This is a genomic window from Pseudomonas sp. NFACC25 (genome assembly GCF_900100935.1).
Taxonomy (GTDB): domain Bacteria; phylum Pseudomonadota; class Gammaproteobacteria; order Pseudomonadales; family Pseudomonadaceae; genus Aquipseudomonas; species Aquipseudomonas marginalis.
The window spans coordinates 52,782-68,778 of the sequence record NZ_FMUC01000018.1; the positions used below are offsets into that span (position 1 = coordinate 52,782).

19 protein-coding genes are annotated in these 15,997 nt (G+C 61.1%); 11 read left to right on the top strand and 8 right to left on the bottom strand.

The features are described from left to right. Nucleotides 1–9 precede the first annotated feature (9 nt). Nucleotides 10–906 carry a LysR family transcriptional regulator gene (locus BLQ09_RS27745; protein WP_092359303.1) on the top strand — a complete coding sequence of 299 codons (897 nt, stop codon included), beginning with the start codon at nucleotides 10–12 and terminating at the stop codon, nucleotides 904–906. Here the strand turns inward: BLQ09_RS27745 and BLQ09_RS27750 are convergent. Then, on the bottom strand, nucleotides 887–1,342 hold the full coding sequence (locus BLQ09_RS27750; RefSeq protein WP_065925982.1) for a flavodoxin: 456 nt from the start codon (nucleotides 1,340–1,342) through the stop codon (nucleotides 887–889). The two genes, BLQ09_RS27745 and BLQ09_RS27750, sit on opposite strands and share 20 nt — an antisense overlap. Nucleotides 1,343–1,471: 129 nt before the next feature. Here BLQ09_RS27750 and BLQ09_RS27755 point away from each other — a divergent pair, with 129 nt between their 5' ends. Both BLQ09_RS27755 and BLQ09_RS27760 read left to right on the top strand, forming a co-directional pair. Next, complete coding sequence (locus BLQ09_RS27755) at nucleotides 1,472–1,939, top strand: PAS domain-containing protein (RefSeq protein ID WP_027607638.1); 468 nt, start codon at nucleotides 1,472–1,474, stop codon at nucleotides 1,937–1,939. 59 nt (nucleotides 1,940–1,998) lie between these two features. Next, the gene (locus BLQ09_RS27760) at nucleotides 1,999–2,604 is read left to right on the top strand and encodes a hypothetical protein (RefSeq protein WP_092359305.1); all 606 of its coding nucleotides are present in this window, start codon (nucleotides 1,999–2,001) and stop codon (nucleotides 2,602–2,604) included. A 2-nt stretch (nucleotides 2,605–2,606) separates the two neighbouring features. Here the strand turns inward: BLQ09_RS27760 and BLQ09_RS27765 are convergent, their stop codons facing one another. Next, nucleotides 2,607–3,566 carry a MerR family transcriptional regulator gene (locus BLQ09_RS27765; RefSeq protein ID WP_092359307.1) on the bottom strand — a complete coding sequence of 320 codons (960 nt, stop codon included), beginning with the start codon at nucleotides 3,564–3,566 and terminating at the stop codon, nucleotides 2,607–2,609. A gap of 214 nt (nucleotides 3,567–3,780) precedes the next feature. On the opposite strand from BLQ09_RS27765, the gene BLQ09_RS27770 reads away from it, so the two are divergent. The 6 genes from BLQ09_RS27770 to BLQ09_RS27795 are packed head-to-tail and all read left to right on the top strand — an operon-like array spanning nucleotide 3,781 to nucleotide 6,718. Next, nucleotides 3,781–4,341, top strand: coding sequence for an antibiotic biosynthesis monooxygenase (locus BLQ09_RS27770; protein ID WP_065939011.1), 561 nt, complete (start codon nucleotides 3,781–3,783; stop codon nucleotides 4,339–4,341). Nucleotides 4,342–4,398: 57 nt separating this feature from the next. After that, nucleotides 4,399–5,109: a dihydromonapterin reductase gene (gene folM, locus BLQ09_RS27775; RefSeq protein ID WP_027607642.1), complete on the top strand. Its 711-nt coding sequence runs from the start codon at nucleotides 4,399–4,401 to the stop codon at nucleotides 5,107–5,109. 20 nt (nucleotides 5,110–5,129) lie between these two features. Beyond that, nucleotides 5,130–5,690 (top strand): GTP cyclohydrolase I FolE, encoded by a 561-nt coding sequence (gene folE / locus BLQ09_RS27780; RefSeq protein WP_027607643.1) that lies wholly within the window; start codon nucleotides 5,130–5,132, stop codon nucleotides 5,688–5,690. Between the two features lie 2 nt (nucleotides 5,691–5,692). After that, entirely contained in the window at nucleotides 5,693–6,064 is a 372-nt protein-coding gene (gene folX / locus BLQ09_RS27785; protein WP_003194073.1) for a dihydroneopterin triphosphate 2'-epimerase, read from the top strand. 23 nt (nucleotides 6,065–6,087) lie between these two features. Then, nucleotides 6,088–6,384: a DUF1244 domain-containing protein gene (locus BLQ09_RS27790; RefSeq protein WP_027607644.1), complete on the top strand. Its 297-nt coding sequence runs from the start codon at nucleotides 6,088–6,090 to the stop codon at nucleotides 6,382–6,384. Beyond that, nucleotides 6,377–6,718 (top strand): HopJ type III effector protein, encoded by a 342-nt coding sequence (locus BLQ09_RS27795; protein ID WP_175472334.1) that lies wholly within the window; start codon nucleotides 6,377–6,379, stop codon nucleotides 6,716–6,718. Before BLQ09_RS27790 ends, BLQ09_RS27795 begins: the two co-directional genes overlap by 8 nt. Nucleotides 6,719–6,820: 102 nt before the next feature. On the opposite strand, the gene trxB is transcribed toward BLQ09_RS27795, so the two are convergent. Then, nucleotides 6,821–7,783, bottom strand: coding sequence for a thioredoxin-disulfide reductase (gene trxB / locus BLQ09_RS27800; RefSeq protein ID WP_025858049.1), 963 nt, complete (start codon nucleotides 7,781–7,783; stop codon nucleotides 6,821–6,823). Between the two features lie 294 nt (nucleotides 7,784–8,077). Here trxB and cysZ point away from each other — a divergent pair, with 294 nt between their 5' ends. Both cysZ and BLQ09_RS27815 read left to right on the top strand, forming a co-directional pair. Then, nucleotides 8,078–8,842 (top strand): sulfate transporter CysZ, encoded by a 765-nt coding sequence (gene cysZ, locus BLQ09_RS27810; protein ID WP_027607646.1) that lies wholly within the window; start codon nucleotides 8,078–8,080, stop codon nucleotides 8,840–8,842. Nucleotides 8,843–8,896: 54 nt separating this feature from the next. Further along, complete coding sequence (locus tag BLQ09_RS27815) at nucleotides 8,897–10,075, top strand: glycosyltransferase family 4 protein (RefSeq protein WP_092359313.1); 1,179 nt, start codon at nucleotides 8,897–8,899, stop codon at nucleotides 10,073–10,075. A 936-nt stretch (nucleotides 10,076–11,011) separates the two neighbouring features. On the opposite strand, the gene BLQ09_RS27820 is transcribed toward BLQ09_RS27815, so the two are convergent. From BLQ09_RS27820 to cgtA, 5 genes are all read right to left on the bottom strand, one after another. Beyond that, nucleotides 11,012–12,115 carry an NADH:flavin oxidoreductase gene (locus tag BLQ09_RS27820; RefSeq protein ID WP_092359315.1) on the bottom strand — a complete coding sequence of 368 codons (1,104 nt, stop codon included), beginning with the start codon at nucleotides 12,113–12,115 and terminating at the stop codon, nucleotides 11,012–11,014. A 194-nt stretch (nucleotides 12,116–12,309) separates the two neighbouring features. Next, nucleotides 12,310–12,792 carry a glutathione peroxidase gene (locus tag BLQ09_RS27825; protein WP_027607649.1) on the bottom strand — a complete coding sequence of 161 codons (483 nt, stop codon included), beginning with the start codon at nucleotides 12,790–12,792 and terminating at the stop codon, nucleotides 12,310–12,312. A gap of 101 nt (nucleotides 12,793–12,893) precedes the next feature. Further along, nucleotides 12,894–13,358, bottom strand: coding sequence for a CreA family protein (locus BLQ09_RS27830; protein WP_027607650.1), 465 nt, complete (start codon nucleotides 13,356–13,358; stop codon nucleotides 12,894–12,896). A gap of 16 nt (nucleotides 13,359–13,374) precedes the next feature. Next, on the bottom strand, nucleotides 13,375–14,493 hold the full coding sequence (gene proB, locus BLQ09_RS27835; RefSeq protein WP_065939004.1) for a glutamate 5-kinase: 1,119 nt from the start codon (nucleotides 14,491–14,493) through the stop codon (nucleotides 13,375–13,377). A gap of 109 nt (nucleotides 14,494–14,602) precedes the next feature. Next, nucleotides 14,603–15,826, bottom strand: coding sequence for an Obg family GTPase CgtA (gene cgtA / locus BLQ09_RS27840; protein WP_015885843.1), 1,224 nt, complete (start codon nucleotides 15,824–15,826; stop codon nucleotides 14,603–14,605). Nucleotides 15,827–15,997 lie beyond the last annotated feature (171 nt).

Sequence of the window (15,997 nt, forward strand, 5' to 3'; positions counted from 1 at the left end):
ATCAGGCCGATGGAATTCAAACAGCTGCGCAGCTTTGTCGAAGTGATCCACCGAGGGGGCTTTACCCAGGCGGGGAAAACCCTGCATATCAGCCAGTCCGCCGTCAGCAAACAGGTGGCGCAACTGGAGCAAAGCCTTGGCACACCGCTGCTTGACCGCATCGGCTCGCAGATCCGCCTGACCGCCGCCGGCCAGGTCGTACTGCAACGCGCCGAAGCCATGTTGCGCCTGCAAGCCGAACTGCTGAGCGAGCTGGACGATATGCAGCAGCTCACCCGCGGCGAGTTGCGCCTGGGCCTGCCGCTGCTGGCGGGTGACACGCTGTTCGCCGGGTTGTTTGCCGAGTACCGCCGGCGCTACCCGAACGTCACCATCCAACTGCTGGAAGGCGGTAGCCGCAATATCGAACAGGCCATCCTGAGCGGTGAGCTGGAAGTGGGCGGCAGCTTGAAACCCAATGACCCGGCGTTTGCCTGGCAAGCCTTTTGCGATGAACCCCTGGACGCACTGCTGCCGATTGACCATCCCCTGGCGGACAACGCCCAGGTGCGCCTCGAGGAATTGGCGGACACACCGTTCCTGATGTACCAGCGCAGCTTTGTGCTTAACGACCGCCTGATGCAGGCGTGTCAGCAGTTGGGTTTTACCCCGAAGGAAATCGGCCGCAGCGGCCAAGCGGATTTCCTCGCCGCCTTGGTGGCCGCCGGCCAAGGCGTGGTGCTGCTGCCCAGCGTGGTCGCCCGTGGGCTGGTGCGACCTGGGGTGGTGCGCCTGACGTTGAAGGCGCCCGACTACCTGCGCTGGGACATTGCCTTTATCTGGCGTGAGGGCGCCTACCTGTCGAGAGCCGCCCAGGCCTGGCTGGCGTTGTTACGCGAGTTTCCGGTCAAGCGCGCAGTGCAGTGACCAGCTCGGCCAGCCATGGCTCGGCGTCGGCTTCCGGGGTGACGCTTTCGCTGGCGTCCAGGCGCAGCATCGGCAGCACTTCACGCACACCCAACTCGCCGAACAGCTCGCGCATTTGCTCGCCGCCGCCACAGAAGGTATCGCCGTAGCTGGCATCGCCCAGGCCGATCACTGCGCCGGGCAGGCCGCGCCAAGCGGCGGGCAGTTGGTCGCGAATGGTTGAATACAGGGGTTGCAGGTTGTCGGGCAATTCGCCCATGCCGGTGGTGGAGGTCACCGCCAGAAAGGCTTGCGGACTGAAGGCTATTACATCCGCCAAGGTCGCACGGGGATTGTGCCAGGCCTCAAAGCCGGCCTTGTTGAGGAGGTCGGCGGCGTGGCGCGCGACTTCTTCAGCCGTGCCGTACACCGAGCCGGAAAGGATGGCGACTTTCATCAATCTGATCCTGTAGTTGAGCGAAAGCCTGGGATATTAGCAGCTGGCGCAAATATTTCGGCGCCCGCCGTGCAAGATTCAAGGCATGTCTTAAACTGCCCACTCCAACCACAAGCCATGGACCGCTCAATGATTAACGCCAAGCTGATGCAAATGGTGATCAACGCTTCCAACGACGGCATCGTCGTCGCTGAAAGAGAAGGCAAGGACAAGCCGCTGATCTACGTGAACCCTGCATTCGAACGGCTGACCGGCTACACCCTCGACGAAATCCTCTATCAGGATTGCCGCTTCCTGCAATCCGGCGACCGTGACCAGCCGGCCCTGATGGCCATCCGTGAAGCGCTGGAGAACGGCGGTGCCTGCCGGGAAACCCTGCGCAATTACCGCAAGGACGGCAGCCATTTCTGGAACGAACTGTCCCTTTCAACGGTTTACAACGCCGCGGACAAGCAGACGTATTTCGTCGGTGTACAAAAGGACGTCACGCTCCAGGTCAAGGCCCAGCAGCGTGTCGCGCAGCTGGAAAGTGAACTGGCCGAGGTCAAGGCCGAGCTGGCAGCGCTCAAAGCGACAAGCGGATTAAACAAAATTTAGAAACTGCGGCCATAACAGCGGATAATGGCACTTTAATACCTCTCCATTGAGCAAGCACGATGCAACGCAATGCGCTTCTGACCCAGGATGAGCTGGATTTCATTCAGAGCATGCAGCACAACCCGCAACTCAACCTGCGGGATGCTTCGTCGAGCCTGACCGTCAACGGCGGTGCACAGATTCGCGACTTGCTTACCCGCCTGGCCGCCCATGACCACCTCACCATCCAGGCGCAGTTCGACAACCAGCAACTGACCTTCCCCCTGCATCTGGTGGAGGATGAGTTCAATGCAGTGCATCTGCGTTTGGGCGTGCCGAGTATTTTCGAAGACGGGCCGATGATACGCCCGTGGCGACTGGCGCTTGAAACACCGGTGGCCCTGGAAAACATCCGTGGCGCTGCTGCCGCCCTGCGGGTGCATGAAGTGTCATTCAAGGGTGTGCTGGTGGAGATTCGCGGCCGGATCAAGCCGCCAAAAACCTTTTCCCTGTGGTTCAGCCCGTCGGGCTACGAACGCATCGCGCTGCGCGGCGTATTCCAGCGGGAAACGGCGCGGGGCTTGTTTGCCTACCGCTTGAGCCAAAGCGACGTGGATGAAACCGAGCGCCTGCGTCAGTTCATCCTGCACCAGCACCGCCTGGTCCACCCGCACATGCATGCCTGAAATCAGGTATCCAGCGCGCCGCTGAGAAACTGTTGCAAGCGCCGCCGCATCAAGCGACCTTCATTGCCCAGGCAGCCGATGGACGTGCCGGCCAGGCCGCCCTCGGCAAGATCCGACGCCGCACCTGCAAGCAGCAGCGGGCAATCCAGGGTCAACGCCAAGCGGTTCAAACGCCCGGCAAGATCATGGTTATGCGAGTAATTGGAGAAGAGGATCAGCGCCTGTGGGTGAGTCTTCTCGCAGACCAGCGTCAACTCGTCAAACGGCTGTCCCATGCCCAGCACTTTCACGGCCAGGTCATCCCGGCTCATCAAGAGCGCCGCCACCAGCAACTCCAACTTGCGGCACTCACCCGCCATGGCCGCCAGCAATACCCGCGGCACGGTTGAAGCACACGCCAGTTGCAGGCGCTCCAGGGCACGCACTCGCAGGAAGTTGTCGAAGAACAGCCACTCGCTGGCCTGGCCGAAACGCCCCTGATGACGCAACAGCTCATTCCACAGGGGCATCAGAATGTCCTGGAACACCACGTCAAGTGGGTAGGTAGCCAGGACCTGCCCATACACACGCTCCAGTTGACGGTCATCGAAGTCGCTGACGGCCTGCATCAGCCGCGCCTGCCACTGCGGCCATTCGCTTTCCTCGACCGCATTGCGCTGCGCACGAACGGCTTCGGCCTGCTGATCGTCGCGAGCGAGGATCTTGCCCACTTTGCTTACGGCGACGCCGCGTTCGATCCAATCGAGAATACGATGGACTGTCTGTATATCGGCCTTGGAATAGAGGCGATGCCCGCTTTCAGTGCGCGTGGGCTGTATCAGCCCATAACGGCGCTCCCAGGCACGCAGGGTGACCGGGTTGACGCCTGTCAATCTCGAGACTTCACGGATCGGAAACAGCTCATCGGAATCAGTGGAATCCAGATGCGAAACACTTTCAAGCGGAGCAGTAATCACGGGCATTTTTGACCAAAAAACCAACGTTAACTGGGCGCTCATTTAACGCCTTTACACCTGTCTTTTTCAAGTTTCCCGCTTTTCGGACCAATGTCGCTGGTGTATTCGGGTAAAACAGGAATAATCCTTGCCTGCTTTTTACGCGTCGCTGCAACACCCCGCAGCTTCGTCTGTGCGCCACCTACACGGTCCAGTGCACCCGTACATTTGGAGATACACAATGTCTACCTCTCCCGTCACCTTGATGGTTGCGCGCCGCGTGGCCAAAGGGCGCTATGAAGAACTGATGGCCTGGCTGCGCGAAGGCGAGCAATTGGCCACCGACTTCCCCGGTTACCTGGGCTCCGGCGTGCTGGCCCCACCGCCCAATGACGATGAATTCCAGATCATTTTCCGCTTCGCCGATGAGAAGACCCTGCACGCCTGGGAGTTTTCCGCTTCACGCAGTGCGTGGTTGAGCCGTGGCAGCGATTTGTTCGCCGACCCGTCCGAGCACCGTGTACGGGGCATCGATGGCTGGTTTGGCGCAGCGGGTGCCCGTCCGCCACGCTGGAAGCAGGCGGTGGCGATCTGGCTGGCGTTTTTCCCGGTGTCGCTGCTGTTCAACTTCGTCCTGGGGCCGCTGCTCAGTGAACTCGAGCTGGGGCCACGGGTGCTGGTCAGCACAATGGCACTCACGCCCTTGATGGTGTACTGGTTCATTCCGCTGTCGACCCACCTGCTGGCGAACTGGCTGCACCCAGCGCCAGCCCCGCGCAAGGCCTCCGAAGCGGCGGCGTGAGTACAGGGGCGGCCCGTCGCTGGTATGATTTGCGCCTGCCAGCGACGCGAGCCTCCCATGACTGCAACGAACGCCCCGATCCTGATCACCGGCGCCGGCCAGCGCGTCGGCCTGCATTGCGCCGAGCGCCTGCTGGACGAAGGCCAGCCGGTGATTTTCAGCTACCGCAGCGAACGCCCCGGCGTGCAGGCCCTGCGTGAGCGTGGCGCAGTCGGCGTGTTTGCCGACTTTTCCACCGAAGCCGGGATTCTCGCGTTTATCGCTGAACTGAACAGCCACACCCAAAGCCTGCGTGCGATCATCCACAACGCTTCGGCTTGGGTCGCGGAGGCGCCGGGCGACGAAAGCCGTGCCTTTACCGACATGTTCAGCGTGCACATGCTTGCGCCATACCTGATCAACCTGCATTGTTCACCCTTGCTGCAACGCTCGACACCTGCCGACATCGTGCATATCAGCGATGACGTGGTACGCAAGGGCAGCCGCCAGCACATCGCCTACTGCGCCACCAAGGCCGGGCTCGACAGCCTCACGCTGTCGTTCGCCGCGCAGTTTGCGCCGCTGATCAAGGTCAACGGCATCGCCCCGGCGATGGTGATGTTCAACGAAGGCGACGACGCGGCCTATCGCACCAAGGTGCTGGCCAAGTCGGCCCTGGGCATCGAGCCTGGCCCCGAGGTGATCTACCAGAGTGTGCGTTACCTGCTGGACAACCCCTATGTCACCGGTACCACCCTGACCGTCAACGGCGGGCGGCATATCAAGTAAGCCGTTTGTGAGGATGTTGTATGACCTTATCCCTGCCCCACCATTACCGCGAGATCCTCAAGGGCCTGGGCGAAGACCCGGAACGCGAAGGCTTGCTCGACACCCCCAAGCGCGCCGCCAAGGCCATGCAGTACCTGTGTCATGGCTATGAACAGAACCTCGAGGAAATCGTCAACGGCGCACTGTTCGCCTCCGACAACGACGAGATGGTGATCCTCAAGGACATCGAGCTGTATTCGCTGTGCGAGCATCACCTGCTGCCCTTTATCGGCAAGGCCCACGTGGCCTATATTCCGACCGGCAGGGTACTGGGCCTGTCGAAGCTGGCGCGCATCGTCGACATGTTCGCCCGGCGCCTGCAGATCCAGGAAAACCTCACCCGGCAAATCGCCGATGCCATCCAGGACGTGACCCAGGCCGCTGGCGTGGCCGTGGTGATCGAAGCCAAGCACATGTGCATGATGATGCGCGGCGTGGAAAAACAGAATTCAACCATGAACACCTCGGTGATGCTCGGCGCGTTCCGCGAGTCGAACACCACGCGCATGGAGTTCCTGCAACTGATTGGACGGAGCAAGTAGCAATGCCACAACTTCAACCAGGCATGGCGCGCATCCGGGTCAAGGACCTGTGCCTGCGCACCTTCATCGGTATCAATGAGGACGAAATCCTCAACAAGCAGGATGTGCTGATCAACCTGACCATCCTGTATGCCGCCCAGGAAGCCGTGCGCGACAACGACATCGACCACGCGCTGAACTACCGCACCATCACCAAGGCCATCATCGCCCACGTGGAAGGCAACCGCTTTGCCTTGCTGGAGCGCCTGACCCAGGAACTGCTGGACCTGGTGATGAGCAACGAATCGGTGCTGTACGCCGAAGTCGAAGTGGACAAGCCCCATGCGCTGCGCTTTGCCGAGTCGGTGTCGATTACCCTGGCGGCCAGCCGCTAACCCCTGAATTGTCAGTGAGCCCTATGAACGATCAACAACGCCTCGAACTCGAAGCCGCCGCCTTCCGCCGCCTGGTGGCGCACCTGGACAGCCGCAAGGATGTGCAGAACATCGACCTGATGAACCTCGCCGGTTTCTGCCGTAACTGCCTGTCCAAGTGGTACAAGGCCGAGGCCGACGAGCGCCAGATCGAGCTGAGCCTCGATGACGCCCGTGAAGTGGTGTACGGCATGCCGTACGCCGAGTGGAAAGCCCAATACCAGCAAGAAGCCAGCGCCGAACAACAGGCGGCGTTCGCCAAAGGAAAAACCCATGACTGATTTGAACACCCTGCGCGCCAGCCTCGACAGCGGCGCACACGTTTTTGCCGACACCCTGGCGTTTATCGCTGCCGGTTACGATTACCAGCCGCAGCCCTTCACCAACGGCGATGTGGAAAACGCTGCCGGGCAGAACGAAGGTTCGTGCAAGACCTTGGGCCTGGCGCTGCTGGAAGGCTTGAGCGACCAGGAAGCGCTGCTGGCGTTTGGCGAGCATTACCGCTCGGTGGTGGCCACGCCTGAGGGCAGTGACCATGGCAATATCCGCGCGTTGATTGCCCATGGGTTGGCAGGTGTGAAATTCGCCGCCCAGCCACTGACCCGCAAATCCTGAGTCAGATGCAGATCAAAATGTGGGAGAGGGCTTGTCCCTCCCAGATTTAAATTGCACCCATAAAAAAACCGGCCTCGTAGCCGGTTTTTTTATTTCAACAATTTAGAACGCAGCGTCCTTCAAACCGTCGAGGTAACGCTCGGCGTCCAGGGCCGCCATGCAACCGGCGCCGGCCGAGGTGATGGCCTGGCGGTAAACGTGATCGGCCACGTCGCCGGCAGCGAAGATGCCTTCGATGTTGGTCGCGGTGGCGTTGCCTTCACGACCGCCTTGCACCACCAGGTAACCGTCTTTGGCTTCCAGCACGCCTTCGAACAACGACGTGTTCGGGGTGTGGCCGATGGCGATGAACACGCCGTCGACTTTCAGCTCGTCGAAGCTGCCGTCGTTGTTTTTCAGGCGAGCACCGGTCACACCCATGTTGTCGCCCAGGACTTCATCCAGAGTGGCGTTGAGCTTGAGGATGATCTTGCCTTCGGCGACACGGGCGTGCAGCTTGTCGATCAGGATCTTCTCGGCGCGGAACGTCTCGCGGCGGTGAACCAGGGTCACGGTGCTGGCGATGTTGGCCAGGTACAGCGCCTCTTCCACGGCCGTGTTGCCGCCACCGACCACGGCGACCGGCTTGTTGCGGTAGAAGAACCCGTCACAGGTGGCGCAAGCGGAAACACCCTTGCCCATGAACGCTTCTTCCGATGGCAGGCCCAGGTAGCGAGCGCTGGCACCGGTGGCGATGATCAGTGCATCGCAGGTGTAGACGCCGCTGTCGCCGGTCAGGCTGTAAGGCTTCTTGGAGAAGTCGACCTTGTTGATGTGATCAAACACGATCTCGGTTTCAAAGCGCTCGGCGTGCTCTTTCATACGCTCCATCAACACCGGGCCGGTCAGGCCGTGGACATCGCCCGGCCAGTTGTCGACTTCAGTGGTGGTGGTCAACTGACCGCCCGCCTGCATGCCGGTGATCAGCAGCGGCTTGAGGTTGGCCCGGGCAGCGTAGACGGCAGCGCTGTAACCGGCAGGGCCGGAACCGAGAATAATCACTCGCGAATGACGGGTATCAGACATGACTCACTCCTATCGACCGCCCGGACTACAAGACGGCTGGAATAAAAAAGGGACCACGAAGCACTTGGGGAAGGCTTTAACTCGCAGGCCCTGAAAAATAATGGGTGCAGCGTATCGAGGGGGGCAAGATTAAGGAAATACGCAATAACAATCCAGCTCATAGGCGGTCTCTATGCAGTCAGGCCGATTAATCGACGCCTTTGTTACCGTTGATGTCGTCACACCGACCACGCTTTCGCCTTGAAGGCAAAGCCGGTAAGGTCGGCGCGTTCGTCATCCTGCTCGGAGTTCTCCATGCCCGCCCCTGTTCTTTCCGGCCCGCAATACCTGCGTGAAGGCCTCAAACTGGTGCTGAGCCCCGGCCTGCGGCTGTTTGTGCTGCTGCCGCTGGCGATCAACCTGGTGCTGTTCGTCGGCTTGATCTACTTTGCCGGCCATCAGTTCAGCCTGTGGGTCGACCACTTGATGCCGACCCTGCCCGGCTGGCTGAGCTTTCTGAATTACCTGCTATGGCCGCTGTTTGTAGTGCTGGTGGTGCTGATGGTGTTTTTCACCTTCACCATGCTCGCCAATATCATCGCGGCACCGTTCAATGGCTTTCTTTCCGAGAAAGTCGAAGTGGTGGTACGGGGTACCGATGACTTCCCGGCCTTCAGCTGGGGCGAACTGATTGAAATGGTTCCGCGTACCCTGGCCCGGGAAATGCGCAAGCTGGGCTACTTCCTGCCACGGGCCATCGGCCTGTTTATCCTGTCTTTCATTCCGGTGGTCAACCTGATCGCCGCGCCACTGTGGCTGCTGTTCGGCGTGTGGATGATGGCGATCCAATACATCGACTACCCGGCCGATAACCACAAGCTGGGCTGGAACGAAATGCTCGCCTGGCTGCGCCAGAAGCGTTGGCAGAGCATGAGCTTCGGCGGCATCGTCTACCTGGTGCTGCTGGTGCCGGTGGTCAACCTGTTGATGATGCCGGCGGCAGTGGCCGGGGCGACGTTGTTCTGGGTGCGTGAACAGGGCGCCGAGGCCATGGCGACGCCGAAAGTGGCCAAGTCATAAATCCATCATCTGCATGACACAATGGCGACATGGCCCACGGCGACACTGTGGGTCATGACGACAGCTTCGCTCCACATCACTCTCATCACCGAAACCTTCCCGCCAGAGATCAACGGGGTGGCCAATACCCTTGGCCGCCTGTGCGAAGGTTTGCGCGCGCGCGGCCATCAAGTCGAACTGGTTCGCCCGCGCCAGGGCGCCGATGCAAGCCGGCCCAGCGATGATGGCTTGCTGCTCTGCCGTGGCTGGCCGCTGCCGGGTTACCCCGGCCTGCAATGGGGCCAGTCGTCGATGCACAAGTTGCTGCGCCGCTGGACCCGCCAGCGCCCCGACGTGCTCTACATCGCCACCGAGGGCCCGCTGGGGCTGTCGGCGCTGCGGGCGGCACGGCGCCTGGGAATCAGTGTGGTCAGCGGTTTTCACACCAATTTCCAGCAGTACTCCAACCAGTACGGCCTGAGCCTGTTAAGCCGCATGGTCACGCACTACCTGCGCTGGTTTCATAACCGTTCGACCTTGACCCTGGTGCCCAGCGCCAGCCAACGCCTGGAACTGGAGCGTCGGCATTTCGAGCGCCTGGGGATGCTGGCGCGCGGGGTGGACAGCCAGTTATTCCACCCGGCCAAGCGTGACAACGCACTGCGGGAAAGCTGGGGCCTGGAAAACGACGATATTGCCGTGCTGCACGTGGGGCGCCTGGCCCAGGAGAAAAACCTCGGGCTGCTCAAGCGCTGCTTTGACGCGCTGCTGGCAACTTATCCACAGCGTCGGCTGAAGCTGATCATCGTCGGCGATGGCCCGCAACGCCCGATGCTCGAGCGCGACCTGCCCGACGCGGTGTTCTGTGGCACCCAGCGCGGCGAAGAACTGGCGCGGCATTACGCATCAGGGGATGTGTTCCTGTTCCCCAGCCTGACCGAAACCTTCGGCAATGTGGTGCTCGAGGCCATGGCCTCCGGGCTGGGTGTGGTGGCGTACGACCAGGCGGCGGCGACCCAGCATATCCGCCATGGTTACAACGGTGTGCTGGCCATGCCGGGTGATGAGGACGCGTTTTGCGATGCGGCCAGATGGTTGCTGGAAGACAGCGAACATTTGCGCAGGGCCCGCCTCAATGCACGCCAACATGCGAGCCGCCAGGGCTGGCCGGCGATTATCGAGCAGTTCGAGAACCAGTTACGCGATGTGTGCGCAGAACATTCGGCAGCTCCAACACTGCCTGACATTCGTTGAACGCTCTACGAATGACGTAGGCCAATTCCCCGCCCTGCCTGCCTACCCATTGAATACTGGTTTCAACGGTAGGAATCCCTCCCTGAGACTGCCTGAATCGGTACGCCACAACAGGATATTTCCGGAACGTCGAGCGAATTATCACCACTGATATGACACCTGCCGTAAGAGGGGGTGTGTCCCTGTGAAACACACTCGAACGAGGCAGGTCATTCATGCTGAAAAACTAATAGAGAGCACTATGTCGACACTGATAAATGGATCAATGGCGCTGAGATTCCAACCATTCAACCCCTCCGCATGGGCATCCCCATCCGGAAGCGGTCACAACCACCAGAACCACGCAAACACTGGCTGGAACCGCCCGCAACCTTCGCGCCCGCAAAACAACTGGCAAACGGCGCAGAATGACTGGCAACGCCCACCGCACACCCCTGACAACCGCCCGCAGTCCACACGCCCGCAAAACGCCTGGCGGCCGGCGCAGAACGACTGGCAACGCCCACCGCACAACCCTGACAACCGCCCGCAGTCCACACGCCCGCAAAACGCCTGGCGGCCGGCGCAGAACGACTGGCAACGCCCACCGCACAACCCTGACAACCGCCCACAGTCCACACACCCGCAAAACGCCTGGCAACCGGCGCAGAACGCCTGGCAACGCCCGCAGCCCACTGACGGCCTCCCACGACCTGGCGGTACGCGCCCAAACCAGGAGCAATGTTCCGTCAGGCCACCTCAATGGGCACGTTCCGACCAGACGGACAGCACTTCTAGCTTTAACCAATATGGACCAAGGACAAGGCAATAAGCATTGAGGCGAATGATGGTCTGAACACAAGCGGAAGGCCGGGTACTCAATACCCGGCCTTTCGCCTGAAACAGCTAAACCTTCACGCTCAGCCGTCGATAGTGACCGCAGGCCTGGGCTCCCCCCTACACCAGGGTCGTCAACGCCTCGCGACTGAACGGCAGAATGTCGCCTTCACGACCTTCACGCACCTTCACGGCCCAATCCGGATCTACCAGCAGCGCACGGCCAACAGCGACCAGGTCGAACTCGTCGTTGTTCAAGCGCTCCAGCAGTTTTTCCAGACTGGCCGGTTGGGCGACCTTGTCGGTATTGACCATGAACTGCAGGAATTCGCCATCCAGGCCGACACTGCCCACGGTGATCGTCGGTTTACCCGTGAGTTGGCGGGTCCAGCCGGCGAGGTTGAGGTCGGAACCTTCGAACTCCGGCTCCCAGAAACGGCGGGTAGAGCAGTGGAAAATATCCACACCGGCATCAGACAACGGCTTGAGGAATTCACCCAACGCCTCGGGGGTTTGCACCAGGCGTGCGGTGTAGTCCTGCTGCTTCCATTGGGAGAAACGCAAGATGATCGGGAAGTCCGGGCCGACGGCGGCGCGGGTGGCCTGGATCAGTTCGATGGCAAAGCGCGACCGGTTGGCCAGGCTGCCGCCGTATTCGTCGGTGCGCTGGTTGCTGCCTTCCCAGAAGAACTGGTCGACCAGATAGCCATGGGCGCCATGGATTTCCACGCCGTCCATGCCGATGCGCTGGGCATCCTTGGCGGCCTGGGCAAACGCGGCAATCACCTCCTGGATGTCCTGGGCGGTCATGCCGTGGACGACCACGTTGCCATCCTTGAGTTTTTCCATCGGGCCGTAGGCCGGCACACTGGCGTCAGGCTCGGTACCGATGCGGCGCACACTGCCCACGTGCCAGAGTTGCGGGACAATCTTGCCACCTTCGGCGTGCACGGCATCGACGACCTTCTTCCAGCCGGCCAGCGCCGCCTCGCCGTAGAAATGCGGGACATTCGGGTAGCCATTGGAGGCCGGGTGACCGACCACGGTGCCTTCGGTAATGATCAGGCCCACGCCGGCAGCGGCACGGCGGCGGTAGTACTCGATGACCTTGGAATCAGGCACGCCACCTGGGGAAAACGAACGGGTCATCGGCGCCATGACCACACGGGTCGACAGCTGCAGTGCACCGAGCTGGAACGGTTTGAACAGGGCTTGGACAGGCATGGGAGCACTCCGCGGAAAACGAGGTTTATGATGCGGATAATATGGGGAGTGCAGCGTGCCGAATAGCACTATTGATTTGGGTGATTAAGGGGTATGAAAGCAGCGGCTAGCTGCAGGTTTAAAGCTGCAAGAGCCGCGCATGTGCTTCTACTTGCAGCTTCAAGCTTACAACTTGAAGCTGCACCGGCAGGTGTTCAACTCAGGGCTTTTTCGATGGCCTGCACGACCGTCGGATCATCCGGTGCAGTGCGCGGCGAGAATCGCGCGAGGACCCGGCCATCCTTGCCCAGCAGGAATTTCTCGAAATTCCAGGTGATATCCCCTGGAAACTCTGCACCCTCGCCCGCCAGCAAACGGTACAGTTGGTGACGCTCAGGGCCGTTCACATCGAGTTTGCTGCCCAGGGGGAAGGTCACGCCGTAGTTCAGGCTGCAGAACTCGCGGATTTCTTCCTCGGTGCCCGGTTCCTGGCCAGCAAACTGGTTGCACGGCAGGCCAAGCACGGTAAAACCCTGGTCCTTGTACTGCTGATAGAGGTTTTCCAACGCAGCGTACTGCGGGGTCAAGCCACATTTGGAGGCTACGTTGACCACCAGCACAACGTGCCCCTTGAAGGGCGCCAGCGGCAGCTCTTGTCCGTCCAAAGCTTTGAGTTTCAGGTCGTGGAAAGCACTCATGACGAACTCCAGATTTCCCATGTTCTTAGCAAAGCAGCGCTTCGAGATTACAACCCGCAAGCCTGCAATCATAGACGCCGATTGCAAAACTCGCCTGCGGATTACTGAGCGGTCGGCCACGGCAGAATAGGAATCGCCGTCACCGCGTTCTGCGGGCTGCCTTCGATCAAGCGGTCACTGTAGACCAGGTACACCAGGGTATTGCGCTTCTTGTCGAGGAAACGCACCACCTGCATGGTCTTGAACACCAGCGAGGTGCGCTCCTTGAACACTTCGTCGCCGTCCTTGAGCTCGCCCTTGAAGCGAATCGGGCCGACCTGACGGCAGGCGATCGAGGCTTCGGCACGGTCTTCGGCCAGGCCCAGGCCGCCTTTCACGCCACCGGTCTTGGCGCGCGACAAATAGCAGGTCACGCCGTCGACCTTGGGGTCATCGAACGCTTCGACCACAATCCGGTCGTTGGGGCCGACGAACTTGAACACCGTCGACACCTGGCCAACTTCTTCGGCCGAAGCCAGCAGCGGCAGGGCCAGCAGCAGGCCGAGCAATCCCTTCATCACGCGCATCGTGTATTCCCTTTGTTTAGACCAGGATCAGGTTATCGCGGTGAACCAGTTCCGGCTCCGCCATGTAACCCAAGAGTCCGACAATCGCGTCAGACGATTGTCCGATGATTTTCTGCGCTTCCAGGGCGCTGTAGTTGGCCAGGCCCCGGGCGATCTCACGACCGTCGGGCGCCACGCACACCACCATCTCGCCACGGCGGAAGCTGCCCTGCACCAACTTGACGCCCACCGGCAGCAGGCTCTTGTTGCCCTGGGACAACGCCGACACCGCGCCATCGTCGAGCACCAGGGTGCCACGGGTTTGCAGGTGCCCGGCCAGCCATTGCTTGCGCGCCGCGAGCATGCCGCGTTCGGGCGACAGCAGCGTACCGATGCGCTCACCCGCCTTGAGGCGATCCAGCACACGCTCCAGGCGCCCACCGACGATGATGGTGTGGGCCCCGGAACGTGCTGCCAGGCGTGCTGCGCGCAACTTGGTCTGCATGCCGCCACGCCCCAGGGCGCCGCCGACGCTGCCGGCCACGGCGTCGAGCGCCGGATCATCGGCGCGCGCTTCGTAGATCAGTTGGGCATCGGGGTTATGGCGTGGGTCAGCGTCGAACATGCCGTCGCGGTCAGTGAGGATCACCAGCAGGTCGGCCTCCACCAGGTTGGCCACCAGCGCGGCCAGGGTGTCGTTGTCGCCGAAACGGATTTCGTCGGTGACCACGGTGTCATTCTCGTTGATCACCGGGATGACCTTGAGCTCCACCAGCGCACGCAAGGTGCTGCGGGCGTTGAGGTAGCGCTTGCGGTCGGACAGGTCGTCGTGGGTCAGCAGGATCTGCGCCGTGTGGCGGCCGTGCTCGGCAAAGCTGGATTCCCAGGCTTGCACCAGGCCCATCTGGCCGATGGCGGCGGCGGCTTGCAGCTCATGCATCGCGCTGGGTCGCGCGGTCCAGCCGAGGCGGCTCATCCCGGCGGCAACTGCCCCGGACGACACCAGCACCAACTCGACACCTGCTTCATGCAAGGCCACCATCTGCTCGACCCAGACGCTCATGGCTGCACGATCCAGGCCTTTGCCATCTGCCGTCAGCAGCGCACTTCCGATCTTTACGACCCAGCGCTGCGCACCTGTCACTTTGCTCCGCATCATCTTCAACCTTAGATTGAGGGCCGCGCGACCCAGCGCCGCCCATAACGTTATACCCGGATACCAAAACGCCGCTCCTGGGAGCGGCGTTCAAGTTTATCGCAACGGATCAGTCGCGCACGTAAATGATTTCCGGACCGTCTTCGTCATCCACGTCTTCTTCGTCCCAATCATCGTCGCCAATGTCATGGACCGACTTCACGCCGCTGCGGCGCAGGGCACGCTGGTCGTCCAGGGCTTGCAACTGGGCACGGGCCTCGTCTTCGATCTGCTGATCGAGTTCGGCGAGTTCGGCCTTGAATACCGGGTCGGCCGCCAGACGGTCGGCACGGTCTTCCAGGTAGCGCATGATGTCGCGGGTCAGGCGCTCGGTGCCTTCTTTGGCGATCGCCGAGATCACGTAGACCGGACCGGTCCATTCCAGGCGATCGACGATTTCCTTGACGCGCTCCTCGTGCTCTTCCTCGAGGATCTGGTCGCACTTGTTCAGCACCAACCAGCGATCACGCTCGGCCAGGGCCGGGCTGAACTTGGTCAGCTCGCTGACGATCACTTCGGCGGCGTCCGGTGCACTGGTGTCATCCAAGGGCGCCATGTCGACGAGGTGCAGCAGCAAACGGGTGCGGGACAAATGCTTGAGGAAGCGAATCCCCAGGCCTGCGCCGTCGGAAGCCCCTTCGATCAGGCCGGGAATGTCGGCGATCACAAAGCTTTTCCAGCGGTCGACGCTGACCACGCCCAGGTTTGGCACCAGGGTGGTGAACGGGTAGTCGGCGACTTTCGGCTTGGCGGCCGACACCGAGCGGATGAAGGTACTTTTGCCGGCGTTCGGCAGGCCCAGCAGGCCCACGTCAGCCAGTACTTTCATTTCCAGCTTCAGGTCACGCTGCTCGCCCGGCTTGCCCGGCGTGGTCTGGCGCGGTGCACGGTTGGTACTGGACTTGAATCGGGTGTTACCCAGACCGTGCCAACCGCCCTGTACAACCATCAGTTTCTGGCCGGCCTTGGTCAGGTCGCCAATCACTTCCTGGGTCGCGGAGTCGATGATCGTGGTGCCGACCGGTACGCGCAGTACCAGGTCTTCGCCTTTTTTACCGGTGCAGTCTGTGCTGCCGCCGTTGGAGCCACGCTCGGCATCGAAATGCCGGGTGTAACGGTAGTCCACCAGGGTGTTGAGGTTTTCGTCGGCCATCATGTAGATGGAACCGCCGTCACCGCCGTCACCGCCGTTGGGGCCACCGTTTTCGATGAATTTTTCGCGACGGAAACTCATGCAACCGTTACCGCCGTCGCCTGCTTTTACTCGGATGGAAACTTCATCAACGAACTTCATAACAAAACGCCTCTCGCCGCACGGACGAGCTTAAGAAACCAAGACATAAGACTCTTGCAAAAATGAGCGCAGCGACCTCAATCAACAGCCGCAAATCCAGCTGCTTGAGCCCATTACAAACAGCTTTGCAAGAGACTCACTCCACAAACGAAAAAGCCCCGTCGCAAGACA